Source organism: Vibrio sp. SSH13-20 (genome assembly GCF_040104475.1).
GTDB classification, from domain to species: Bacteria; Pseudomonadota; Gammaproteobacteria; order Enterobacterales; family Vibrionaceae; genus Vibrio; species Vibrio harveyi.
Genome location: NZ_JBECOU010000007.1, coordinates 258,345 through 284,260, shown reverse-complemented (window position 1 = coordinate 284,260; position 25,916 = coordinate 258,345). Strand labels below are relative to the sequence as shown.

The following is a 25,916-nucleotide window of genomic DNA, read 5'->3' as shown; positions in this document are numbered from 1 at the left end:
CACCTCCCCTCTTCCCAAAATCGCAACTTAATTAACAATATCAAACAGTTAAAACGCTCGATTATTTTATCCTTTGCGCAAACCTTTGCGTCATTTTCATCGTAGGTTACCGTTTAACTTCTCATAAACGCTCAAAATAACGCCAAACGAACCAAGTTAGTGCGACTCTTCAAAAAATATTTCTTCAAATTTTTCATGCCCAACATCACTTTTTTGCCTCTTCTTGAAAGCGAATGAGCTAAAAAAGCTCTGTTCAGTTCTTTGGTGTGTTGATGGCACATCGAAGAGATTCGATAACGTCACTCGCCAACAAGCCAACTTCACCACTTTGCTGGACATTAATATCGGCTGCATGACTATGAAGTATCACGCCTAAACGAGCCGCCACAGCAATAGGAAGTCCTTTTGCAAGTAACGCAGCAATCACACCAGACAAGACGTCTCCCATTCCCCCACTCGCCATCCCAGGGTTACCCGCGAGACAAACATACATTCTGACACCGTCATAGATAAGAGTGCCCGCGCCTTTGAGTACAACAACCCCACCGTAGCGTTCATGAAGCTGCCTCGCCGCTGCAAAACGATCCTGCTCTACCTCTTTTGTTGAAACATGGAGCAAGCGTGCAGCTTCTCCGGGGTGCGGTGTCATAACGCGTTGCTCGTCTCGTAAAAACACGACATCATTTCTCTGATTGAGCATAACAAGGATGTTTAGTCCGTCAGCGTCCACCACTTTGAGTTTGTTTTTCTGAGATAAGAATTGATATGCCTGATGTGCCCATTCATCTTGCCCAAAACCAGGACCAAAGACGAGAACATCAGCCCAACGACTACGCTTAACCAGCTCGTTATCGGTGTCTTTGAGCTCATCAAGTGTAATGCCTCGACTCATTATTTCTGGAGCTCCCACTTGTAACGGTAGTAGCGAGCTTGGATAGGTAATCGCTGCAGTTAAACCCGCCCCTGTTCTCGCTGCGGCAGAAGCACATAATCGAATCGCGCCTGCCATACCTTGATTACCTCCTACACAGAGGAGTTTCCCGTTATCGCCTTTATGGGCAGTGGCTTTCCTTTCCGGTAGCAACCTACCGATAATCTGATGATCAATACCTAACGCGCTTTCTTCTTCAATCGACTCGAACTCGACGTTCACACCTAAGCCGGAAAAATGTAGGTCTCCAACGTAATCTCTTGCTTGCCCCGTGCACAAACCTTGCTTTACACCAATAAATGTCACGGTATGGTCTGCACGAATAGCCTCTCCCAAAACGGCGCCAGTATCAGCATGTAGACCCGATGGCACATCAATAGCGATTACAGGGCAATGGACTTGATTGATTTGCTCTATATAACGGCGAGAGTCGGCTCTGACTTCTCCCATTAACCCCGTCCCTAACATGCCATCGATAATCACATCAGCTTCTAACAATGCAGTATGCCAATCATCCCAAGCACTGTTCTCTCCATCGCTAGCTTGCCAATCTTCGAACGCTCTCAGAGCATCACCTTTCAAGGTTAAAGGGTCACCCAACTGAAACACGCGTACATTCAGCTGTGCCTGCTTTGCTAGAGTGGCAAATACATAACCATCACCACCATTATTGCCTTTACCGCACACCACCAACACATTTCGTGCTCTGGGATAAAGATGAAGAAAACGCTCATACACAGCCATTCCAGCGCGTTGCATAAGGCTATACATTGATACCCCCGCCAATTGAGCTGCCATTACTTCTCCATTTCTGACTTGTTCAGCGGTGTAGAGCTTGAGAGCGAGATTAAAGTCCATATGATTATTCTGCGCATTTGAAGACACGATTTAAGTATACAAAAAAGCCGAGGCGAACCTCGGCTTTTAATATCGTTATTTAATCAACCTTTAGTTGTGTTGCTGAGACATCAACGCTTCAGCCGTCGCATCTTGAATAGACAAGAACAAGGAATTGATTTTTCCTGTAGGTGTACGCATTGGGTTCAGCGTTACGTTCTGGTACATAAACTCTGCTTGTTGTGTCACAGGACGCACGTTACGGCAGCGGAACAAATACGGACGCTGACGCCAAGTGATAAAGCTTCGGCAGCCCAAATCATAAACTGGCTTGGTTTTTAGCTTGAACCACTCTTGTGGGATCTCTGGGAAAATATCAAAAATGGAGCGACCAATTGCCTCGTGAGATTGCAAGCCACTGTGATGGGTCATAAACCCATTCCATACTTGTACGTTGTAATCTTTATCGATCACAACCAAACCCATGTCGACATTCTGAACCATGTCGACCATCCAATGGAATTGTTCAAATTCTGCAGGTAGATTCAGCATTAGAAGTCCTCCATTAGGTATGACAATTTGTTGTCTAGCAAAGGCAGCGACTCGTCAACGAACATAAACAGAAGATCACAACGAATTGATGTACCTTCAATGTTGTAGCTCACTTCAAATGTCATGGTTCGACTAAATGCCCCCGTGGTTGATTCAATAATTGAATCGATGGAGATGTGCTGCCCGAGCAATACAGGAGAACTCTGGAAGAATCGCACCTCAGATTGCTCACCTAAACCATTCAAGAATGCGCCTACCAAGATATTAGAGATATCCATCAGCAGTTCGAGCTCTTCTAACTCTTCGCTGTCTGCTGGCACCTTCATTAGCTTCTTCAAGTCAGAGACACTTGAGTCACTTAGGATAACCAGTGCTTCGCCCGCAATGCCTTCTCCACAAAACCCCTGACAAACACCTGAGACGTTGTCATGAGATGCTAAATCTCTCAATGCCATATGAAGCTCACTGACTTCGAAGATATTTACGTTTGGAAGTGGAAGTTGAACAAAAACATCAAAGTGACGCGCCAAGGCATCTGCCGCTCGACCAATCGACACGTTAGCCACTTCCATGTAAATATCACGACGACGCAGAATAGGCAGCTCAATCGTTGTAGGAGTGATAACCTGTGGACGATCATTAGGCTCAATCAGCTCTTTTAACGTCGCTTTAAGCTCGTCTTTACCAATTGGCTTTTGAATAAACGCTTTCGCACCGAGTGCAAATACACGCTCTTTTGCTTTGGGTTGAATATCACCAGACACAACCACAACTGGAGTTTGAATGCCTAAGCGTTTCATGTTTTCCAATGTTTCAAAACCATCCATCTCTGGCATGGTCAAATCAAGAAACATCAGTTTAAATTCTTTCTGCGCTAGTTCTTCTAGCGCGTTTTTACCATGAATGGCAAATGTCACGTCTGCATTTAATGTTGCCGGCAGTGATCTTGCCATCTGTTTGCGTGCTAACGCAGAGTCATCACAGATGAGTACAGGAAAAGACATTCTACCACCTTTATATATTCAACAATCTGCGCAGGAGTCTAACAGATTGTCGCAGCACAAAGTACGAGAAAACTGACGAGGAGTTTTTATTATTTCTTGTTTACCGGACTAGCATACGCAATATGAATAGATGAGTGAACCAGTGAACCAATAAAAAACGCAATTCCCTATACATTTAGTGATGTTGCGCAAGTGTGATTAAAACTTCGACAAAGCCTGATACGCAAAGGGTTGCTCTTAGCAATTAGAATGAAAAAGATAATCTAGAAGGCAAAAAGGCACCCAATATATCCTATAACCTCGAAATGCGTGGTTACTTGGATATCAAGAGTGCCTAAGAAGATAAAACTTTTCGGTCTTTCTATGGCACACCGTGACCTTTTGAAGCGACCCAAACTCGGTACCACTGCTCACGCGTCAATTCAATATTCAGTGCATTAACCGCTGAGTGAACTCGCTCAATCTTACCCGAACCAATAATAGGCATTGGCTTCGATGGTAAACGACGAACCCAAGCGTAAATCACTTCATCAATACTGTTCGCACCGACTTCTTCACGAATCATTTCTAACTCGTTGCGAACACGAACCGCTTGCTCCGTATCACCCGTAAAGATTGAACCACCACCTAGACACGACCATGCCATCGGGCGCACTCGTAAAGTTTGCATCTGGTCTAACGTACCATCGTGTGCAACTTCAAAGTTAAGGGGATTGATTTCCACTTGGTTAGTCACAAGTGGCTTGCTTAAGCGCGATTGCAAAAGTTCAAATTGACGAGGTGTGAAGTTAGAAACACCAAAGTGCTTCACCTTACCGACTTTATGAAGCTCCGAAAACGCTTCTGCCACTTCATCTGCATCCATCAAAACGTCAGGACGATGAATCAAGAGCACGTCAATCTCATCAACATTTAAACGCTCAAGTGAGTTGTTGACGGATTGGTAGATATGCGCCGCGCTAGTATCATAATGATTGATCTTACGCTCAGGTGTTTTATCACCACACAAGTTAATGTCGCATTTGGTCACGATCTGGATTTGCTCACGAACACTTTTATCCAACGCCAATGCTTCACCAAACAGCGCTTCACATTCGTAGTTACCGTAGATGTCAGCATGGTCGACAGTCGTAATACCTAACTCAATATGTTGCTTTAGGAATGACAAACGTTCTTGCGCTGTCATGCCCCAATCTACTGCACGCCAATATCCTTGAACCAGCTCAGAAAACTCTGGACCGTTTGGTGCAGTCACTACTTTTGCAACCATGGGTTTCTCTCCTTTTCTTAATCTGCTTTCATCCTAGTCTTGTTTTACCGTTCGCTCAACGGGTAAACTTTCGCAATTCGAACTGGAGTACGAAATATGTCTTTTGCCCAACGACTCGCCACCCTTATAGGCGAAGAAAGTGTCAGCGGCTTCGCTCGACGCGTCGATGTATCTGAAGCTTTGATCAGGAAATATCTCAAAGGAAGTGAACCAAGTTTAACCAAAGCGAACCAAATAGCGATGCGAGCAAACTGCTCACTAGAATGGCTAGCGACGGGTTGTGGTTACTTATATCGCCAAGCCGAAGTAGTGGATATGGAGGCTTACAAACTCGCCTATCAACATGTCATGAATGGTGTAATTTCTGGGGAAGAAGAAGCGCAGCACCGCAAATTGGTTGCGGGTTATCAGTATCTACGCGCGCATAAAAAGTCGGATGGTTTTTTGGATGAATCTGCGATGGCGACATTTTTGGCTCTCCATCACGAAAACAAAACTGAGGCTTCAGACGTCTAAAGCATAACACTTTAGAAACGGATCACCTTTAGTTCAATCATCTCGCCATCGCTGTTTAACATGACGTTTAATCTTGGCGTTGGCGTGCCAAACTCTTGTGCTAACACCCAATCAATACTTCGTGGCGCTTGCTGTGGATAGCGATTAATAAAGACAATCAGCTCTTTATCTACCTCTTCAGGCGTGGCGTGCCTCATCGCTTCAGAAATATCATATTGTTGCCCATCAATCTCCACCTTCTGCATCACCAGCCCATCTTTCCTCAAATTTAAAATCAGTTCGCTCAAACTCTGGGGTTGGTACTCGGTAAGAAAAGACAAATAGACCTCACGATCTTCTATTGTTGACTCTCCGTAGAGATGCTGATGGTAGTAGTGAAAATCATCCAAGCAAAACGCTTCGGTACTATCTTGTGTCTCACATCGATACCAAGCTCCACCTGTCGTTATCGCTTGTTGAATTTGTTCAACAGGAGCACTCGATAATATCGCCTGCCACCATAGATCTTGAGCCGATGTAGTTTGAGAAAATAACCCTGAGAAGATGAGCAAACAAAGAGAAAAGCGCGACATGGTATTACTTGACGATTAAATTTGATGTTATCGAAAACGCTATCTTTGCCCCTATACCTAAGATAAGCAAGTACTCAGCTCGAATTTCAGACACAAAAAAGCGGACCTTCTAGCCCGCATCAATCTTTGTATAAAGCCTAAACCGCGTAATCCATCACGCCGAGAACCATTACGAGAAAACAGAATGCCATACCAAAATGAAATTATCAACACTTCGTACGGTTATTTAAAATAAGTAACGGGGAAGATAATAGGCATTAAAAAGGCGCACCTATGCGTGCGCCTCTGCCTCGTGACTCAATCGTGAGTATGCGAATCGGGAAGTCTATTGATGCATCCCGAACAAATAACGAGGAATTTCTGTAGGGTTTGAATCCATCCAAATTGTGCGTAAAACCTCACATCCCTCCTTCTGAAGCAGTCATGTTGCTTTACACTTAAAGCATGGTTCATTTTGCTCAGAAAACAAGTTTTGCCGATAAAAAAATAGTGCCATATATGGGATCAATAGCACAAAGTTTATCAATATTTAGACAATCGACACTTGAACCGCTCAATAGTGGAAAGCTAAATTGCATCTTTATTGATTAGGTCTAGACTCTCCTGAGCGTATAATTTCTTCCGTCCCTTCCAATCTGTAGTCAGGAGAATCTGTTAATGACCAAACGCGAGAGAATTGTGAAATCTGTGTTAGCGCACGTACCTAAAGATGCGATTAACCAGTTTGTCTCTCGAGGGTCAACGCCAACTTCATTTTCCGTCCTCTTTATGGCGGCCATCGTTGGTACGCTAGCAGGTCTTGTCGGCACTTACTTTGAGATTGCTGTTCACTTTGTTTCTGAAACCCGTACTGAGTGGTTAAAAAGCGAAATCGGTAGCGTGCTGCCTTTGTGGCTGGCCGCAATCTTAATCAGTGGTGCATTAGCATTCATCGGTTACTACCTTGTGCACCGTTTCGCACCAGAAGCCTCTGGCTCCGGCATTCCTGAGATAGAAGGTGCAATGGACAATATTCGCCCGGTACGTTGGTGGCGTGTCATCCCGGTGAAGTTCTTTGGCGGTATGGGTGCACTTGGCTCAGGTATGGTTTTAGGTCGTGAAGGTCCAACTGTACAAATGGGTGGCGCGGTTGGTCGCATGGTTACCGATATATTTCGTATTAAAGACGATGATACTCGCCACTCTCTATTAGCATCCGGTGCAGCCGGTGGTTTAGCCGCGGCGTTTAATGCACCGTTAGCAGGCATCATGTTTGTTGTTGAGGAAATGCGTCCTCAATTTCGCTACTCTTTAATTTCTATTCGAGCAGTGATCATTTCGGCGATCATGGCAAACATTGTGTTTCGCGCGATTAACGGTCAAGAAGCGGTAATCACCATGCCGCAATACCAATCACCGGAATTACAATCATTATGGTTGTTCTTGCTACTCGGTTCTTTGTTTGGCGTATTTGGTGTGATTTTCAATAAGCTAATCACCATCGCGCAAGACAGCTTTGTTGCCCTACATAAAAACGACCGTAAACGTTACTTGATCACAGGTACTATTTTGGGCGGTGTGTTTGGCTTGCTACTGCTTTATGTTCCTCAGCTAACCGGAGGCGGTATTGGTTTGATTCCAGACATTACCAACGGCAACTACTCAATTTCTATTTTAGTTATGCTGTTCGTTGGTCGTGTGATCACTACCCTACTTTGTTTTGGTTCTGGGGCACCTGGTGGTATCTTCGCTCCAATGCTGGCTTTGGGCACATTGTTTGGCTATGCATTTGGAGCAAGTGCAGACATGCTGTTACCTTCATTGACTATCGAACCAGGTGTCTTCGCAATTGCAGGCATGGGGGCTCTATTTGCCGCAACAGTACGTGCGCCAATCACAGGTATCTTACTGGTTATCGAGATGACCAATAACTACTACCTGATCCTACCACTTATTATTACCAGCTTAGGCGCAGTAATAGTGGCACAATTACTTGGTGGACAACCAATTTACAGCCAGTTGTTACATCGTACGCTTAAGAATGACAAGCTACGTCAACAAGACCTGCCTGAAAACCAAGCTTAACCTAATATACCCAAGGGACTTCAACGTACTTGGGTATACCGGCTCCAAATTATCTTTCACCATTAAGATTCTTTTGGAGCCAGTAATTCTACTTTTTTGCAAGTCTCTACATAAATCTCCTACCAAACTCACAAAATTCCCATTCTCTGGAATTTACCTATCATAATGAAAGGTAAGAAGACGTTAAACTTGTTAGTATTTGCGCCTCAAATTAGAGCAATTAACCCATTTCTGGAGTCGTTTTGAACTGGAAAAGACTTGTGCAGTTTTATAGTGTTCCTCCGTCACAAGCGGCGTTAGCACTAGGCATGATAGGGCTTGGACAAGCTTGGGCTTTGTACATTCCACAGATTGGAGAACCAATAAGACCATTTCTTGCTGCACTCGGAGCTCTTCTTCTTACCCCGGTTCTACTTAAATACGCCACCAGCCCTCGACTGTTTATGGCGGACATCAAGCACCCACTGAGCGGTAGTTTAATGGCGCCAATGAGCATGGCGTTACTCATGTTGTGTGACTATCTTGCCGTGGTAACACCAATCATTGCCTACCCGCTGTGGTTTATGGCGGTGTTACTGCACTTCACGATGATGGTGCTGTTCTTTGGTTTTCAGATCATGAACTTCAAGATGTCGAACATCGTGCCAAGCTGGTTTCTTTACCCTGTGGGCTTGATCAGCTCTTCTCTTGCTGGCTCTCAGTTTGGACACAACGTGTTTTCTGAAACTTTGGCGATGATGTGTATCGGCATTTACTTCTTCATGTTGCCTTTGGTGTTGTATCGCTTGGTATTCTTTGGCTCTCTGCCGCGTCGAGCACGACCAACACTCGCGATCATGGCTGCGCCTGTGAATCTTTCTCTGGCTGCGTACCTAGTCAACTTTGCGCAACCAGATCCGATCCTGACGGGCGCACTGGCAGGCATCGCCATTACGATGACCTTGTTAATTTATCTGTGTTATTTCCGTTTGATGCGTTTGAAGTTTCAACCATCTATCGCAGCGGTCACCTTTCCTTCCGTGATCAGTGCGATTGCAATGCATCGTCTCACCACATTCTTCGCGGAATCTCACCCACATTGGCATTGGTTACACGATTTTGGATTTCTAGAACTAAGCATCGCAACCGTGCTCGTGGTTTGGGTGTCTGCTGGTTATGTCAAAATGTACTGGCCAGAGCTTGTTAGGACACCATCGAAACAAACATAAAAAACGGTCTCATTGTGAGGCCGTTTTCTTTTGTCTTCAACGAGCAACGTTACCCGATGAACTTCGACACAAAATTGCTGATGTTGGTCATACTTGATGCCGCCATTACCACCACAATCGCAATACCCGTAAAGGTTAAATAGACCGGATGCTTGTAGTCAGCCACAATATCTTTTCTGCGTGTCGCTACCAACATCATGCCTAGTACAATTGGCAAAATAATGCTGTTAACCAAACCCGCAAGCATAAGAAGTAGAATCGGCATGTTCATGGTCACTGTGCCAAGTGATGTGATAATGATAAAGCCAACGCACCACACTTTCTCGTTACGAGCCACGATTGGGAATAGAGTTTTGATCAGGGAGATGGCCATGTACGAGTTCCCCACAACCGAGGTAATCGACGCGACAAATAATACCAAGCCAAAAATGAAGTAACCCACTTCACCAGCACCTTGACGGAAGGCATCAGCAGCTGGGTTTGCAGAATCCAACGTTGCGCCTGTCGCAATCACACCAAATACGGCTAAGAACAGCAGAATACGAATCACCACTGCAATAGAAATGCCCGCCCAAGCCGCGGTTTTTATCGCCGGAACCTTGTCTTTTCCTTGTAAGCCGATATCAACCAAGCGTTGTGCGCCCGTATAGTAACCACCGACGGCACCACCCACAATGGTCAGTGTTGGGAGCAGTAAGCTACCAATATCTGTCGGCATCACCGCTGCGCTCAAGGTTTCACCCATTGGTGGCAAACTGGTCATTGCAACGTAAGCAATCAGAATGATCATAAACAGACCAAGATAGCGCGCCATCTGATCCATACGTTTAGATGCATTGTGGACCACAAACAGCAGGCATCCCACAACCCCGGTAAACAAAGCCCCCCAGGTAGTATCAACCCCTGTTAGCAACATTGATGCCAAGTGCAGCTCCACTCACGTTGCCAAAGTTGAACGCTACCGCACCAAGAGCAAGGAGAATACCCACCACGTAGCCCATGCCCGGAGCTACTTTATTGGCAATGTCTTGAATACGCATGCCAGATACACCCACAATGCGCCATAAGTTCATCACGATACCGAAAGTAATGAACATGGATGCAAAGACTGGAAACGCCATGTCGATTTTGTAGATATTGGTGAAGACTGCTGTCTGAGTTAAAAAGCCAGGACCAACAGAGGTAGTCGCCATTAGGAATGCGACACTAAGAATAGCTTTCTTTTGCCAGCTATTTTCCGAGGCTTGTGCAGAAGTCGGAATAGAAGAGTGAACGGTAGTTTGTGTGGTCATGCCAAGTCTCAATATTGTTGCCTTTCTATTATTAGAAAAAAGAAAGACAACTGACCGAGATCAGCTGAACTTGAAGAATCAGATAAGCAAATCAAATAAGAGAGAAAACCCTCGCAACCGTTTGCTGGGCGCGGATATTAAGGGCAACTCAAACAACTGTCAACACGAAGTTCGATAAATGATTTTTGTCGTCTCAAATCCATCTTATCTATGACTTTCAGATAGATAAAAAAAAGGATGGCATTTACCATCCTCTTAGAAACTTGCTTGATTACCTACCTAGCGTAAACCGTGGAGAAACTCGGCACGTGTCGCTGGGTTGCTTTTGAAAATACCACCCAATGCTGTCGTCGTTGTTTCGCTGGTTGCATCCATAACACCACGAGATTTCACGCAGTAGTGCGTTGCATCAATAGTCACCGCCACATCATCTGAACCTAGCAACGTCTGAAGTGCTACAAGAATTTGCTGTGTCATACGCTCTTGAACTTGAGGGCGCTGTGCAAAGAAGCGGGCAATACGGTTGATCTTAGACAGACCAATGATTTTGCCACGTGGGATGTAAGCAACGGCAGCTTTGCCATCGATCGTAACAAGGTGGTGTTCACAAGTACTGGTCACTGTGATGTCTTTCACGCGAACCATCTCACTTACATTCATCTTGTTTTCAATCACAGTGATTTTCGGGAAATTGGCGTAATCTAGACCGGAGAAGATTTCGTCCACGTACATCTTAGCGATACGATGCGGCGTTTCCTCTAGACTATCGTCAGTAAGGTCAAGTTGAAGCAAACTTAAGATCTCACGCATGTGGTGTTCGATCTTCTCTTTCTTCTCTTCACGGCTTACATTGTTTGGGCGCATTGGCGTTTCCAAACCACGTTGCTCTAGCGCTTCTTTTACTAACTTCGCTGACTCGCTAAGACCTGACATTCCACTTCCTCTTTTGTTACTTCAGCCGATTGTACAAATCCAACCAAAATTGCATTCATACTTTTCGCTTTGAGTTGCTCAGTTCGTGTCTTTCCACCAAGTCACATCAAATGAAGGTACTGAGCTGATTTTCTTGAGCTCCGCAGGTTTTTTACCCCTTTCGGATGGCTGACAAGGATACTCGGATTTTTGAATAATTACACCCATATTTTATAGGTGGACATTCTTACTCAGTCCCCTTTTTATGGTAAAGTTGCCACAAAACAAAAGAACACAGGATTTTCTCAATGGGCTGCTGCGACGCACCTGGCTTGATGCCAATTGAAGAAGCGATGGATAAAATGCTATCGCGAATCAAACCTATCCAAACCACTCTTTCTCTTCCACTTGCTGATGCTCTTGGCTTTGTACTGGCAGAAGACATCTTGTCTCCTATCCATGTGCCACCATTCGATAACTCAGCAATGGACGGTTACGCAATTCGCATTCAAGATCTTGAGTCGTCTTCGGTACTGCCTTTGGCGGGCAAATCATTCGCAGGGCAACCTTTTGAAGGTGAATGGCCTCAAGGTACCTGTGTTCGCATTATGACTGGCGCAAAAATCCCTGAGGGTTGTGACGCCGTTATCATGCAAGAGAACACCGAAGTAACGGATGCAGGTGTTCAGTTCAACCAAACGGACGTGAAGCCACAAAACAACATCCGCCCAACAGGTGACGACATCAAGCAAGGCGACATTGTACTTGCGCAAGGTGCTCGTTTAACGCCGCGTGATATTCCAATGATTGCGTCTCTTGGCGTCAGCCATGTGACCGTCGTTCGTAAACCAAAAGTGGCGTTTTTCTCTACTGGTGATGAGCTAAAACCACTGGGTGAATCGCTAGAAGAAGGTCAAATCTACGACAGCAACCGTTACGGGATCAAACCGTTGATTGAAAACTTTGGTTGTGAAGCCGTCGATTTAGGCATCATCCCCGACTGCCCAGAAACACTCAAAGCGACCTTTGAAAAAGCACAAACGTTGGCTGATGTCGTTGTTACCTCTGGTGGCGTCAGCGTTGGCGAAGCGGATTACACAAAAGACATTCTTGAAGAACTTGGTGAGATCGGTTTCTGGAAGCTGGCAATCAAGCCAGGTAAGCCTTTCGCCTTTGGTAAGCTAAGTACTGCTTGGTTCTGTGGTTTGCCGGGCAACCCTGTTTCTGCGGTGCTAACCATGTACGTGCTTGTTCAACCGATGTTGGCAAAACTCGCAGGACATACAGAGTGGAAGGCTCCGGAGTCTATTCCAGCGACAACCAAAACAGCATTTAAGAAAGCACCGGGGCGTACCGATTATCAACGTGGCATCTATACCTTAGAAGATGGCAAGTTTGTGGTTGAAACAACAGGTAACCAAAGCTCTGGTGCATTCCGTTCAATGAGCCTAGCGAACTGTTTTGTTGTATTGGAGCGTGAACGCGGCCGTGTCGAAGTAGGCGAAACGGTTCAGATTCAACTATTCAACTCAACCCTTTACTAGGAAGTCGTTGTGGATATTCTTTCCGATCAGGAAATGTTGCGTTACAACCGCCAAATCATTCTTCGTCAATTTGACTTTGATGGGCAAGAAGCACTTAAGCAAGCATCGGTATTGATGCTTGGTGCTGGCGGTTTAGGCTGCGCCTCAAGCCAATACTTAGCGACTGCCGGTGTAGGTAAAATCACATTGATTGATGATGATATCGTTGAGCTATCTAACCTACAGCGTCAAGTGCTGCACCACGATGCAGATATTGGTCGTAAGAAGGTCGAGTCAGCGGCTGAGGCACTAAGGGAGCTAAACCCGCATATTGCCGTGGACACCATTGCAAAACGCCTTGGTGATACTGAGCTCAAAGAACTCATCGAACAACACACTATCGTTGTAGATGCATCAGATAACGTAGATACACGCAACCAACTCAACCGCTTGTGTTTTGAAACAAAAACACCATTGGTTTCGGGTGCCGCTATTCGCATGGAAGGGCAAGTAAGCGTATTCACTTACGATGATCCTACTCAACCATGTTACCAGTGCTTAAGCGCCCTCTTCGGCAGTGGCGCGTTAAGCTGTGTTGAAGCCGGTGTAATGGCACCTGTCGTCGGTATTGTCGGTGCAGTCCAAGCAATGGAAGCCATCAAGGTGATTGCTAACTACGGGCAGCCAAAGAAAGGAAAAATCCTTATTTTGGATGCGCTAAGCATGTCTTGGCGAGAAATGAATCTGATGAAAATGCCAACCTGTCCGGTTTGTAGTTAGCTCTTTACTCAATCATTCCCAAAAAGCCCAACTCAATGTTGGGCTTTTTTTCATTTTGACAATCAGAATTAAAACCTGCCTATTTAATAATCATAATTCATTAAAAATCATAACCTTAAAATATGGCACATTCCTTTCATTGCATATATCACGAACCAATGAGAGGGCGAATTATGAAAAGGACATCACTGTTACTTGGGACTTTAATGGCAAGTGCGTATGCTCAAGCCACGCCGTTCGACACCTGCCCAAGCAAAGCATACCTATTTCAATCAACCCCAGTTCAAATCTATGGCGTCAATTTGGTTACAGGCTCTACTACTCTTTTAGAGGACGACACGGGTTTAGCTTCGGGTATTAACGGCGTGGGCTTTGACTTCACTGACCGTTACATTTATGGCTACGACACTACGAACAAAAAGATAGTTCGATTAGGGAAAGACTTTCAAGCAGAAACACTGAACGTTTCCGGTCTACCTACCGATCACACCTTTTTTGTGGGTGACGTCTACAATCACGTTTACTATTTGTACCGTAAAGGGAAAGGTCTATTCTCCATTGACCTCTCCCCACTAGACTCGGATCCAAACGCAACATTAAACATCGTAAAGATTAACTCGACGGCGACTGTCAACCTTACCGACTTTGCGTTCCATCCCGGTGACGGTTCTCTTTATGGTATCGACAACAACTCTGGTGTCCTATACCAGTTCAATCCATCAAATGGCAATGCAACTGCAATCGGTGATACTGGCGAGACAGGCACATTCGGCGCTGGTTATTTCGATGTAAACGGCAACTATTATGTATCACGTAACCAAGACGGTAAGATCTATCGTATCAACTTGTCTTCAGAAAACGCCGCTAACATTTCAGCAGGGATTGTTCCGGCAGTTGAGTTTGTCTCAAACGGACCAAGCTCAAGTCAGAATGATGGTGCACGTTGTGCAAATGCACCTGTTATTGATGAAGACGATCCTATCGATTTCGGCGATGCACCCGATAGTTACAGTACAACTCTAGCTTCTAACGGACCTCGTCACGAAGTCGACGACGTAACTTGGCTTGGTTCTGTCCCCCCAGATGGTGACGCTGACGGTCAAGCAAATGATAACTCCGTGGGCACAGCAGATGAGGATGGTGTTGGTTTTGTATCCGCGCTTGATCCTGGCTTAAGCTCCATTGTGAATGTCACCGCCTCCACTTCTGGTTATCTGTCTGCGTGGTTTGACTGGAACCGCGATGGTGACTTTGATGATGAAGGCGAACAGGTCTTTACCGATGAACTGCTTTCAGCCGGAAATAATCCACTGCCATTCGTTGTTTCTACTGCGGCAACAGAAGGTTCGAGTTGGAGTCGATTCCGCTTCAGCCAACAAACTGGGTTGAATTACGACGGTGGTTCGACATCTGGTGAGGTCGAAGATTACCCTATTGCGATCACGGGAAATGGGTATTCTGTTGAATACTTCCCAAGTGCAGAAAGCTTCGCCACCGTTGCTTATGAAGATAACTGGCCCTACACAGCAGACTACGACATGAATGACGTTGTCGTGACCTTCCAAATCACGGAAACCAGCTTAGATGGTCATGTAGAGAACATCCAAATCACTGGTGACTTGGCTGCGTACGGTGCAGACTACAAAAATGGGTTCGCCATCCGCTTACCGGGCATCTCGAGAAGCGCGATTGAAAATGGTCTCACAACACTCTCTTTTAATGGCATTGAGCAGGCGTCCAACGGGCTAGAAAGCATTTCTGACGAAGCAATATTCATCATTAGTGAAGACTTGAGCCAACATGCCTCGAGCGGTTGTAACTTCTTTAGAACAGAAGCTGGGTGCGACGACAGCGTGTCTCTCACCTTTACTCTAAACGTCTACTTTACTGAAGGCTCTGACCGTTCATCCATACAAGCGATGCCTTACGACCCGTTCATCTTCGCGACTCCAGGAACTTACCATGGTGACGGCATTACTTTCCAACCAGGACGTAAGTGGGAAGTTCACTTAGCCGACCAAGCGCCAACAGAGCAATTTGATGACCAAAACCTCTTCGGTGTTGGTGTGGACGCAAGTAACCCTTCACAAGGTGTGTACTTTAAAACTGCCAACAACCTACCTTGGGCACTATTAATCGTTGAGGATTGGGATTGGCCACTCGAACGTATCGATATGGTTGAGGCTTATCCTCAGTTCAAAACATGGGCTGAATCTGCTGGCGAGCTAGGTACAGATTGGCATACCGCTCCAACACCAAACAAGTGCTACATTCCATAGGGAGAGAACATTATGAGAACTTTAATTACAATCATCATGGGATTAGCTTTAACAGCATGTGGCGGCGGCGGTGGTGGTGGAGGCGGTACGAGTGCGCCCCCTCCACCGACACAGACTGCAGTGCCAGAGGAAGATCCTACAATGCAAGATCTTGAAGTGCCCGATGGCTTTAACTACAACCCTGTAGTACAAGGCTCATTAAATGTGGATATCAGCGGTTTCTCTTCACAGCGTGCACACCTAAGCGTTTACAAAGATTTCAAAGAGAGTGGTTCTGGAAAATACGACGCAAAATACCCGAGCAAAGTGGCCTCTGTACCTCTGAATAACGGAACCGCAAACTTTGACTTCAACGTCTCAGACAGCCAAGGGAATCTTCTAGTAGAAATCTGGTTTTATGATGGCTCGGACCCAATACAAAAAGTGATTTCTTCAGGTGATAGCAATTGGATTCTTTAGCCAAAACAAGCTGAAAACGTGAAGATAGAAAACAACTCACACTTAAAAATCGCATCGTTCTTTTGAACATGCGATTTTTTTGTTGTAAAACAGTAAGATTATTAATGCGGCGGGAAAAATACGTTGGACAACCCCAAAACCTACATCTTGGCTTTTGTTAGTGCCATTGCTCTGTTGTGTTTGGCTCTATGGCTAACGTCCTCAGAAGAAAAACAGTTAATTACAGCGGAAGTAATATCGAACACCTTAACGCAATCACTGGACGGTCAAAGACGTTACTTAACAGTAGAATCCGACGTTTTGGGGCTCAAACGAGTCGCAGTACCCACAAATGTTCAGTGTTCAGAAGGTGCCATCGTCACATTTAGCCAAGCGACTGATTCTCTCTTCGAGCAACCGCTCACGTTTATAAACTGCGAATGAGCTTAAGCTGTTCACGCCAAAACATTCCATACTACTGTGAGGAAACTAAAGACGATGCAAGCACTGATCACAACAGATGAACTCAAAGAGCTCATCAGCCAACCCAATGTCAAACTCCTAGACGCCAGCATTGCTTTTCAGATCCCATCAGAAGGCAAAAAGATCAAAGATAAATGGATACCTAACACTTTGCGCTTTGACTACGACAACGACTTTTGCCTACCTAACTCCAACCTGCCTCACATGATGCCAACAGAGCAAGGCTTTAATAGCAGTGCTCAACAACTTGGGTTAAATAACGAAGATGTGATTGTGGTGTATGACAATTCCGGCACTCTTGCCGCACCAAGAGCTTGGTGGATGTTCAGAGCGATGGGTCATCACAACGTATGCATTCTAAATGGGGGGCTTCCGGCTTGGGTTGAAGCAGGATTACCTATTGTCGATACCTTGTCTCAACCAACAGAGATTGGCAACTTCACAGGTAAACTAAACCCAGATGCATTCTTAAGCGCGCATACCGTGTTAACCCATTCTAATAACTGCAGTGCAAATATTGTCGATGCTAGAGCTAAAGCCCGCTTCCTAGGTGAAGTTCCTGAGCCAAGAGAAGGGTTACGCAGTGGACACATTCCTAATTCAGTTTGCTTGCCGTTTCAAGAACTCTTAACGGACGGTCACATTAAGCCAAATTCCGAGTTGCAACAGATATTTAGCCGATTAACATTAGACAGTGATAGTTCAATCATTTTTAGCTGTGGTTCCGGTGTGACCGCGTGCATTTTGTCGCTCGCCGCCTATCAAATTGGTCTGCAGAATTTATCAGTCTATGACGGCTCTTGGACTGAGTGGGGTGCCGATGAAACCCTACCAATCGAGCATTAATATCAGGAGCAGTAATACGATATGATCGGCTTAAAGAAGAACATTTGGACGCTATATCTGACACTTTTTACCATCAGTGTCGGTTTGTTCTCTCTGTTTGGTCATTATCATTACCAATCCATACTCGATAAATACAAAGACAAGCAGCTCTTGCAATTAGAGCTGTTTGCTTCATCTGTACAGTCACTGTTTAAAGGACAGGAAACCTTACTGGAAGTTGTCGGTCACCAATTGATTGAACAGAACGACTTTACTCGAACCGCCTCATTGCAAATGCGACCTCTTCTGGATGAGCTGATGGATATCCACCCAGCGATCGCCGCATTTGGTCTTACAAACCCACAAGGCGATTATTTAGCGATAAGCTCGAATCTGGATCTACAAAAACTGCGTAACTTGAAGCAAGATCCTCAAACAAGAGGAACGTTTGAAGCCGCACTACAGTCTGATCACATGGTGGTTGGTAGAACTTACTTTATGCCTGCGCTCGACTCTCTTGTTATCCCCATCCGAAAAGCTATTCGAGATAAAAATGGTAAGGTTCTCGCGGTGATGACGGCGGGTTTCAACATGAACTCCTCTTTGGTTTTTCGAAGCGACGTTCACGCAAATGAACACAATCGAGTGTCATTAAATCGTGAAGATGGTTATCTAACCTTTACTTCGGCTGAACAAGCAAACCTCAACAGTTACAGCCATCCTGCTGACGGGCATACCAAGGCTATCGTTTTCGAACAGATCGAAAACAAGTATGGATGGAGCCGAGATACAGTCAGAACACTTGCAAGCGCAGTAAACATTGTTGCTGATGACACAAGAATTAATCAACTGGTCACATTGAAATACCTACCAGATTATAAACTTTGGGCATCGTCTTCGACGGATCTTCGGTATATCCAGAGCGGTTTTTTCGATCAGTTCGCACTATACTCGCTCGTGTTCCTATTTATTCAAGGTGGGTTCTATGCGCTGGTTCGTTCCATTGCGAATAATGAATTGGGTACCCGACGAAAACTCTTATATCAAGCGCATCATGACCACCTCACGCTACTCCCAAATCGAGAATATCTGCGCGCACATATTGGACACTGGGTGAATGGCTCAGCCACGCCATTTAGCCTGATGTTTATCGACATCGATAACTTTAAATCCGTGAATGACACCCATGGTCACGAATTTGGGGATGAGGTATTGAAGCTGATCGCACAACGCTTAAAGACCTTTGGTTGTGATGGTCGTCTGATCGTTCGAGAAGCAAGTGACGAGTTTATACTGCTTGTTAACCAAACCGACGAAGGTACGGTGAGAGCGTTGGCAAAAGAGCTGATCAATTACCTATCCGAACCCTACTTAGTTCAAGAAAACCAATTTCTGTTGAGTTGCAGCGTCGGTATTGCTCTTTACCCTTCTCACGGTCAAAACTTAGATGCCTTGCTTCGTTCTGCAGATATCGCTATGTATCAAGCAAAAAAAGAGCGCAATGCATACAGTATTTTTGACCAACAAATGCAGGCAAAACACCTTCACAAGATGAAGATGGAACAACGTTTAAGGCTAGCGATAGAACGACAAAATCTATTCTTAGTTTATCAACCGCAATTGAACGTTAATGGCAAAATTTATGGTGTTGAAGCCTTGGTGCGTTGGCAAGATGAAGAGCTTGGGTTCGTCCCACCCAATGAGTTTATCCCAGTAGCGGAAAGTTCAGGTCTGATGGTGAGATTGGGGGAGTTGATTATCGAGAAAAGCTTGATCGACATGGCTCGCCTTACGGAAATGGCAGCGCAGCCAATTCAGATGTCGATTAATATCTCGGTAAAACAGTTTATTCAAATAAACTTCATTGACGACTTAGTGGCGTTAATAGACAAATACAAAGTCGATCAACACCGCATCACGCTTGAAATCACTGAGAACTTATTCATTGAAGACCTCGATAAGTTCGCACCTATTTGTGAGCGCTTGCATGCGCTCGGTTTTAAAATATCTCTCGACGATTTCGGTACCGGGTACTCTTCCCTCTCGATGCTAAGAGCACTTCCGATTGATGAAGTCAAAATTGACAAGAGCTTTATTGATAATATCGAAGATGATGAAAAAGCACTTAACATGGTGCAAAACATCATTGCGATTGGTAAGAACTTTGGCATGAAAGTTCTCGCGGAAGGCGTAGAAACTCGTCAGCAACGTGATCAGTTAGCCGCGTGTGGCTGTGACTTGATTCAAGGATATTTCTACTCTAAGCCATTACCTTTCAAACAATTAATCGAATTCTCTGAGCAAAACCAAAATGAAAAAGCCGTCGCAGAATAACGACGGCTTTAAGAACAAACAATAATGTGACGTTTTACAGATTAATTCTGCATTTCCTTATACATCACTTCAACAAGCTCGCCTTTCGGATCACCTGATAGCTCCCACGTAAAGATGCCACCAAGATTCGTTTGCTTTGCCCAATCAGCTTTGGCTTTGATAGAGCGTTGATCTTCGAATGAAATGAACACTTTTTTCTCAGGGTTCCATAAATAAGGGGCTTGAGATTGTTCATCGTACTTATATTCGTAACCTTGTTTTGCGCTGTAGTTCTTCATAAGGTCCCAAAACATGAAGTAGCCATTCTCACCAGTACCAAACTGCGCGCCTTTCTCTGACAATAAATCTTGAGTTGGTAAACCACCGGAGAAATCTTTGGTTCCTTGCCAACCGCGACCATAAAACGCGGCACCAATCACCAACTTCTCACTAGGAATACCCAGCTCAATCATTTGATTAATGAACACGTCAGCGCCCATGCCCCACCAACTGCGGTCAGTGGCATGCAAGTTTGTTGTGTGCCCTGTTTGTTGTCCCCAACCACCAAGGAAGTCATACGTCATGGCAAACATATTGGTTAAGTAGGGCTGCGCCGCTTTCCAATCAATGCCCGCGGCTTTTGGACCAACACCCACTGCTGTTGAAAGCTCGTACTCGCGCTTGGTCTTTTTCGCTAACGCGTCTAAATCACCACGCATAGTCTTAACTAGGTAAGTGAAGGCGTCACGCTCTTGTGCTTTTTGCTCATCCGTCAGTTTGGTATCTGGGTTCCAAGGAGACGTAGTCAAGCCGCCCCCCCCTGGATACTCCCAATCCAAGTCAATACCATCAAAGAAATCGTATTGAGCAATCAGCTCGACTGCTGTTTTAGAGAACTGATCCATCGCTTGCTGGTTTTTTGCCATCGCGTGGAAAGGTTCAGACATGGTCCAACCGCCAAAAGAAGGGAGAATTTTCAGTTCAGGGTGTTGCTTCTTAAGTTCGGCTAATTGAGCGAAGTGCCCTTTATATGGAACGCCGACAGAGACCGGACCAAAGTCTTTTTCAAGTGCCGCCTCGGTATCAACCAGAATCGCGGTATACGGCTCTTTACCTTCACACTGTTTTGCGACCAGTTTTTGTACGGTTTCTGAGGCACCAGTGTGAGGACCACACATGCTCAAAAACGCATAGATAATATGAGTCAGGTTATCAGCCGGAATATCTTTAACCGTATAAGGGTTGTCTGCGTTTGCATACTGCCAGTCAGCAAAATAGCCTGCGACGACTTTTTGCTCGGCGTGCGCTATGCCCGTTAACCCCGTAAATAAAGCAGCTGCGAGAAGTGTCTTTTTCATCGTTTCCTCCAGAGTAATTAACTACAAATTACTCCTGAGGATTATTTTTAACTTGGAAACGAAATCAGGTTGCGAGTCATTTATAAATCCTCATCACCTGATTACATAGTTTGCATATTATTTGTGCTAAACCTCTGATGCACTGTTGCCGTGCATCTGCTCATCCAAGTTAAGAACCGTCAGTGCGTTACTTACGCTGGTTGCAATCACATCAATGGCTCCGGTTCTTAACGCTCCAAGTAGCGCCAATGGCTTACTGTTTTCAGCTGCAATCGCAATCACTTCTGCAATAGGTCTAAATTCTTCAATACCCAAGCCTATGACACGGTCACTCATCACCGTATTTGCTACGTTGCCGTGAATGTCAAAGAAGTCATAACCGGCAAAGTCCCCTACGACACCTTGCATCAAGCGAGATTGAACCACTTCATCTGGAGTGAACCAACCAAGGTCAACCATGTAGCTGTTTTCACTCATATCACCGATACCAACGAGGGCGACATCCGCTTTGCGCGCCAAATCCAGGGTTTGCTTAACCGTGGCATTTTGCATAAAGGCGACCTTTTGCTCGCGGTTTTCAGCATAGGCAGGCGCGTATAGGGTTTCCGATGTGCCGCCGTATTTCTTGGCAAATTGTCGACATATATGGTCGGCGTTGAACATACCGCCACGAGGGTGAATCCCGCCGATACCGCACACAAATTTACAATCGCGCGGCGTAATAACACCAATGTGGTGCGCCACAGAAGATACGTTACGCCCTTGTCCTACCGTCACCACCATGCCGTTCTTAAGGGTACTCGTCAGGTAATTAGAAACTAAACCAGAAACTTGCAGGCGTTGCGCTTCTTCATTAGGTTGATCTAAAGCAACCAGCGCTCGCTTCACACCAAAGCGTTCGATGAGGCGCTGCTCTATCTTGGCACTGAACACAGGGTGATATTTTACGGTAATCTCAACAATGCCTTCGTCACGAGCCTGTTTCAGCATTCGCCCAACTTTGGCACGTGATATGGAAAATTTTTTCGATATCTCTTCTTGTGTCGCACCATCTTGATAATAAGCAACGGAGATCTCCGTCAACAAGTCTGTACTTTCAATAGAAATATCTTGGTTAGAACTGCTCATGATTTTTCTCGCCCTTTTAGAGGATCGACATTGTATGCATTAGTGAGCATCTGCTCATTGACTTAGCATATGTTACCTACCAATTTTACTGCGACATTTGCTCACTGCAATGACATTTTCTCACTATGTCTTTTTATTAATCTCACTGCTGCTCAAGCCTTGAACAATAAGGGCAAACGTTTATTTGGGTCACGCTCTGAACACACAGCAAAAAAACGTTGATGAACTTCACTTAAAGTCGGTTTCGACGATTGACTTTCAGCATGGATAGGATAAATATGGATTCATCATTTACTCAGCTACCGATCAAATGTTCAAAGCAAATGTTCGGTACCGAAATTTTCCGTAGTTGGCTGAGCAGATGTCTCGTTAATTATGATGAGACGATTAGCCGACACGCTTGCAAATGCACAAGCTGTGGTACTCAAAACCACACTTAAGCCCATTTATATAGGATGATCGATTATGAGCAACAAGTTAGAGCAACTTCGTAAACTAACAACTGTAGTAGCGGACACTGGTGAAATTGACGCAATCAAAAAGTACCAACCTGAAGATGCAACAACGAACCCATCTCTTATCCTAAAAGCGGCTCAAATCGAAGAGTACGCACCTCTAATCGACGCTTCTATCGAATACGCAAAAGCACAAAGCAACGACAAAGCACAACAAGTACAAGACACTTGTGACATGCTTGCAGTAAACATCGGTAAAGAGATCCTAAAAACTATTCCTGGTCGTATCTCTACAGAAGTAGATGCTCGTCTTTCTTACGACACAGAAGGCAGTGTTGCTAAAGCGCGTCAACTTGTAAAAATGTACAACGACGCAGGCATCACTAACGACCGTATCCTAATCAAACTGGCTTCTACTTGGGAAGGTATTCGCGCTGCAGAGATCCTTGAAAAAGAAGGCATCAACTGTAACCTAACGCTTCTATTCTCTTTCGCACAAGCTCGTGCATGTGCTGAAGCAGGTGTATTCCTAATCTCGCCATTCGTTGGTCGCATCATGGACTGGTACAAAGCGAAAGAAGGTCGTGACTTCGAAGCTTCAGAAGATCCAGGTGTAATCTCAGTAACAGACATCTACAACTACTACAAAGACTACGGTTACAACACGGTTGTTATGGGCGCAAGCTTCCGTAACATCGGCGAGATCCTAGAACTTGCTGGCTGTGACCGTCTAACTATCGCTCCTGCTCTTCTTGCTGAGCTAGAAGCTGCTGAAGGCGAAGTTGTAGAGAAGCTAGTTGATTCTAAAGGTTCTAAAGAGCGTCCAGCTCCAATGTCTCACGCTGAGTTCCTATGGGAGCACAACCTAGACGCAATGGCTGTTGAGAAAGTAGCTGAAGGTATCCGTAACTTCGCGGTTGACCAAGGCAAACTAGAAGACATGATCGCAGCTAAGCTTTAATTGCTTACCAAAAGCGAGTAGCCAGCCTACTCGCTTTTAGCATCAGCGCTTTATTCAAAAAATTCTATTTGAACTTGTTCCGACGAGTTCCCTCTATTTAAATCAAATATCGAGAAGTAACTACTATGGATCGTAAATACCTTGCAAATGCAATCCGTGCACTAAGCATGGACGGTGTTCAACAAGCTAACTCTGGCCACCCAGGCGCACCTATGGGTATGGCTGACATCGCTGAAGTTCTTTGGCGCTCTCACCTAAACCACAACCCATCAAACCCAGAGTGGGCTGACCGTGACCGTTTCGTACTGTCTAACGGTCACGGCTCTATGCTTATCTATTCTCTACTGCACCTTGCAGGCTACGAGCTATCTATCGACGATCTTAAGAACTTCCGTCAGCTTCACTCTAAGACTCCTGGTCACCCAGAGTACGGCTACGCACCTGGTATCGAGACTACAACGGGTCCTCTAGGTCAAGGCATCACTAACGCTGTTGGTATGGCAATGGCTGAGAAAGCACTAGCGGCTCAGTTCAACAAAGAAGGCCACGACATCGTTGACCACTTCACTTACGTGTTTATGGGCGACGGCTGTCTGATGGAAGGTATCTCGCACGAGGCTTGTTCTCTTGCTGGTACGCTAGGTCTTGGCAAACTGATCGCATTCTGGGATGACAACGGCATCTCTATCGACGGTCACGTTGAAGGTTGGTTCTCTGACGACACGCCTAAGCGTTTTGAATCTTACGGCTGGCACGTAATCCCTGCTGTAGATGGTCACGACTCTGAAGCGATCAACGCAGCAATCGAAGCGGCAAAAGCAGATCCACGCCCTACACTTATCTGTACTAAAACTATCATCGGTTTTGGTTCACCAAACAAATCTGGTTCACACGACTGTCACGGTGCACCACTAGGTGCTGAAGAAATTGCAGCGACACGTAAAGAACTAGGTTGGGAGCACGGTCCTTTTGAAATTCCGCAGGAAGTCTACGCAGAATGGTCAGCGAAAGAAGCAGGCGCAGCTAAGGAAGCAGCGTGGGACGAGAAATTTGCAGCTTATGAAGCAGCGTACCCTGAGCTGGCAGCTGAATTCAAACGCCGCGTAAACGGTGATCTACCGGCTGAATGGGAAGCAAAAGCAAACCAAATCATTGCAGACCTTCAAGCAAACCCTGCGAACATCGCATCACGTAAAGCATCTCAAAACGCACTAGAAGCGTTTGGTCAAATGCTTCCAGAATTCATGGGCGGCTCTGCTGACCTAGCGCCTTCTAACCTAACTATGTGGTCTGGTTCTAAGTCTCTAGAAGCGAACGACTTCTCTGGTAACTACATCCACTACGGTGTACGTGAATTCGGTATGACAGCGATCATGAACGGTATCGCACTACACGGCGGTTTTGTTCCTTACGGTGCAACATTCCTAATGTTCATGGAATACGCTCGTAACGCTATGCGTATGGCTGCTCTGATGAAAGTTCAGAACATCCAAGTTTACACGCACGACTCTATCGGTCTTGGCGAAGATGGTCCAACTCACCAACCAGTTGAGCAAATCGCGTCTCTACGTCTGACTCCAAACATGAGCACATGGCGTCCATGTGACCAAGTTGAGTCTGCAGTAGCATGGAAACTGGCGATTGAACGTAAAGATGCACCATCTGCACTTATCTTCTCTCGTCAAAACCTTGCACAACAAGAGCGTACGGCTGAGCAAGTAGCGGACATCGCGAAAGGTGCTTACATCCTGAAAGACAGTGATGGCAAGCCTGAGCTAATCCTAATTGCAACTGGTTCTGAAGTTGAACTAGCAGTGAAAGCGGCTGAGCAACTAACCGCTGAAGGTAAGAAAGTGCGCGTTGTTTCAATGCCATCAACAGATGCATTCGACAAGCAAGACGCAGCTTACCGTGAATCAGTACTGCCATCTGACGTAACTGCACGTATCGCTGTAGAAGCGGGCATTGCAGACTTCTGGTACAAGTACGTTGGTTTCGACGGTCGTATCATCGGTATGACAACATTCGGTGAATCTGCACCGGCTGACCAACTGTTCGAAATGTTTGGTTTCACTGTAGAAAACGTAGTGAACACAGCAAAAGAACTGCTAGCTTAATCGCTTAGTATTATCAGTTTTCTCTATTGCGAATTTGAAAACTGAAAAGCCCCGCTTCGGCGGGGCTTTATTTTATCTAATCATTTTTCAACAACGAT

At 45.4% G+C, this 25,916-nt stretch carries 20 protein-coding genes and 1 pseudogene; 12 read left to right on the top strand and 9 right to left on the bottom strand.

From position 1 onward, the window contains the following. Positions 1–253: 253 nt before the first annotated feature. From ABMY42_RS20270 to ABMY42_RS20255, 4 genes are all read right to left on the bottom strand, one after another. Positions 254–1,789 carry an NAD(P)H-hydrate dehydratase gene (locus ABMY42_RS20270; protein WP_349266710.1) on the bottom strand — a complete coding sequence of 512 codons (1,536 nt, stop codon included), beginning with the start codon at positions 1,787–1,789 and terminating at the stop codon, positions 254–256. 90 nt (positions 1,790–1,879) lie between these two features. Next, complete coding sequence (locus ABMY42_RS20265) at positions 1,880–2,320, bottom strand: PAS domain-containing protein (protein WP_005452351.1); 441 nt, start codon at positions 2,318–2,320, stop codon at positions 1,880–1,882. After that, a complete protein-coding gene (locus tag ABMY42_RS20260) occupies positions 2,320–3,324 on the bottom strand; it encodes a response regulator (RefSeq protein WP_009697299.1) in 1,005 nt (334 codons plus the stop codon). The genes ABMY42_RS20265 and ABMY42_RS20260 overlap by 1 nt, the downstream gene beginning before the upstream one ends. 361 nt (positions 3,325–3,685) lie before the next feature. Further along, a complete protein-coding gene (locus ABMY42_RS20255) occupies positions 3,686–4,594 on the bottom strand; it encodes an aldo/keto reductase family oxidoreductase (protein ID WP_005452353.1) in 909 nt (302 codons plus the stop codon). A 96-nt stretch (positions 4,595–4,690) separates the two neighbouring features. On the opposite strand from ABMY42_RS20255, the gene ABMY42_RS20250 reads away from it, so the two are divergent. Continuing rightward, positions 4,691–5,110: a helix-turn-helix transcriptional regulator gene (locus ABMY42_RS20250; RefSeq protein WP_005452354.1), complete on the top strand. Its 420-nt coding sequence runs from the start codon at positions 4,691–4,693 to the stop codon at positions 5,108–5,110. Between the two features lie 11 nt (positions 5,111–5,121). Here ABMY42_RS20250 and ABMY42_RS20245 read toward each other — a convergent pair whose 3' ends face one another. Next, complete coding sequence (locus ABMY42_RS20245) at positions 5,122–5,682, bottom strand: hypothetical protein (RefSeq protein WP_005452356.1); 561 nt, start codon at positions 5,680–5,682, stop codon at positions 5,122–5,124. Between the two features lie 657 nt (positions 5,683–6,339). Between ABMY42_RS20245 and clcA the strand changes: the two genes are divergently transcribed. Beyond that, positions 6,340–7,746: a H(+)/Cl(-) exchange transporter ClcA gene (clcA, locus tag ABMY42_RS20240; RefSeq protein WP_009697296.1), complete on the top strand. Its 1,407-nt coding sequence runs from the start codon at positions 6,340–6,342 to the stop codon at positions 7,744–7,746. Positions 7,747–8,006: 260 nt separating this feature from the next. After that, on the top strand, positions 8,007–8,954 hold the full coding sequence (locus ABMY42_RS20235) for a TDT family transporter (protein ID WP_009697295.1): 948 nt from the start codon (positions 8,007–8,009) through the stop codon (positions 8,952–8,954). A 49-nt stretch (positions 8,955–9,003) separates the two neighbouring features. On the opposite strand, the pseudogene ABMY42_RS20230 reads toward ABMY42_RS20235, so the two are convergent. Both ABMY42_RS20230 and folE read right to left on the bottom strand, forming a co-directional pair. Beyond that, a pseudogene (locus ABMY42_RS20230) lies at positions 9,004–10,246 on the bottom strand (NRAMP family divalent metal transporter). Between the two features lie 279 nt (positions 10,247–10,525). Continuing rightward, entirely contained in the window at positions 10,526–11,179 is a 654-nt protein-coding gene (gene folE / locus ABMY42_RS20225) for a GTP cyclohydrolase I FolE (protein ID WP_349266709.1), read from the bottom strand. Between the two features lie 287 nt (positions 11,180–11,466). Here folE and moeA point away from each other — a divergent pair, with 287 nt between their 5' ends. From moeA to ABMY42_RS20190, 7 genes are all read left to right on the top strand, one after another. Then, positions 11,467–12,702: a molybdopterin molybdotransferase MoeA gene (moeA, locus tag ABMY42_RS20220; RefSeq protein WP_005452364.1), complete on the top strand. Its 1,236-nt coding sequence runs from the start codon at positions 11,467–11,469 to the stop codon at positions 12,700–12,702. A gap of 9 nt (positions 12,703–12,711) precedes the next feature. After that, on the top strand, positions 12,712–13,461 hold the full coding sequence (moeB, locus tag ABMY42_RS20215; RefSeq protein WP_005452365.1) for a molybdopterin-synthase adenylyltransferase MoeB: 750 nt from the start codon (positions 12,712–12,714) through the stop codon (positions 13,459–13,461). Positions 13,462–13,634: 173 nt separating this feature from the next. Then, on the top strand, positions 13,635–15,740 hold the full coding sequence (locus ABMY42_RS20210; RefSeq protein ID WP_050907587.1) for an LruC domain-containing protein: 2,106 nt from the start codon (positions 13,635–13,637) through the stop codon (positions 15,738–15,740). A gap of 12 nt (positions 15,741–15,752) precedes the next feature. Beyond that, positions 15,753–16,199 (top strand): hypothetical protein, encoded by a 447-nt coding sequence (locus ABMY42_RS20205; protein ID WP_274877180.1) that lies wholly within the window; start codon positions 15,753–15,755, stop codon positions 16,197–16,199. 123 nt (positions 16,200–16,322) lie between these two features. Continuing rightward, positions 16,323–16,622, top strand: a complete 300-nt coding sequence (locus tag ABMY42_RS20200; RefSeq protein ID WP_017818646.1) for a hypothetical protein — start codon at positions 16,323–16,325, stop codon at positions 16,620–16,622. 54 nt (positions 16,623–16,676) lie between these two features. After that, complete coding sequence (locus ABMY42_RS20195; RefSeq protein ID WP_349266708.1) at positions 16,677–17,507, top strand: sulfurtransferase; 831 nt, start codon at positions 16,677–16,679, stop codon at positions 17,505–17,507. Positions 17,508–17,528: 21 nt separating this feature from the next. Further along, entirely contained in the window at positions 17,529–19,820 is a 2,292-nt protein-coding gene (locus tag ABMY42_RS20190; protein ID WP_349266707.1) for an EAL domain-containing protein, read from the top strand. Between the two features lie 41 nt (positions 19,821–19,861). Here ABMY42_RS20190 and ABMY42_RS20185 read toward each other — a convergent pair whose 3' ends face one another. Together ABMY42_RS20185 and ABMY42_RS20180 are read right to left on the bottom strand one after the other, a co-directional pair. Beyond that, positions 19,862–21,157, bottom strand: coding sequence for a glycoside hydrolase family 18 protein (locus ABMY42_RS20185; protein WP_029788558.1), 1,296 nt, complete (start codon positions 21,155–21,157; stop codon positions 19,862–19,864). Between the two features lie 126 nt (positions 21,158–21,283). Then, entirely contained in the window at positions 21,284–22,285 is a 1,002-nt protein-coding gene (locus tag ABMY42_RS20180; RefSeq protein ID WP_005452372.1) for a sugar-binding transcriptional regulator, read from the bottom strand. Between the two features lie 465 nt (positions 22,286–22,750). Between ABMY42_RS20180 and tal the strand changes: the two genes are divergently transcribed. Together tal and tkt are read left to right on the top strand one after the other, a co-directional pair. Further along, positions 22,751–23,701, top strand: coding sequence for a transaldolase (gene tal / locus ABMY42_RS20175; RefSeq protein WP_005425862.1), 951 nt, complete (start codon positions 22,751–22,753; stop codon positions 23,699–23,701). A 125-nt stretch (positions 23,702–23,826) separates the two neighbouring features. Beyond that, positions 23,827–25,818, top strand: a complete 1,992-nt coding sequence (gene tkt, locus ABMY42_RS20170; protein ID WP_005425860.1) for a transketolase — start codon at positions 23,827–23,829, stop codon at positions 25,816–25,818. Positions 25,819–25,916: the final 98 nt, after the last annotated feature.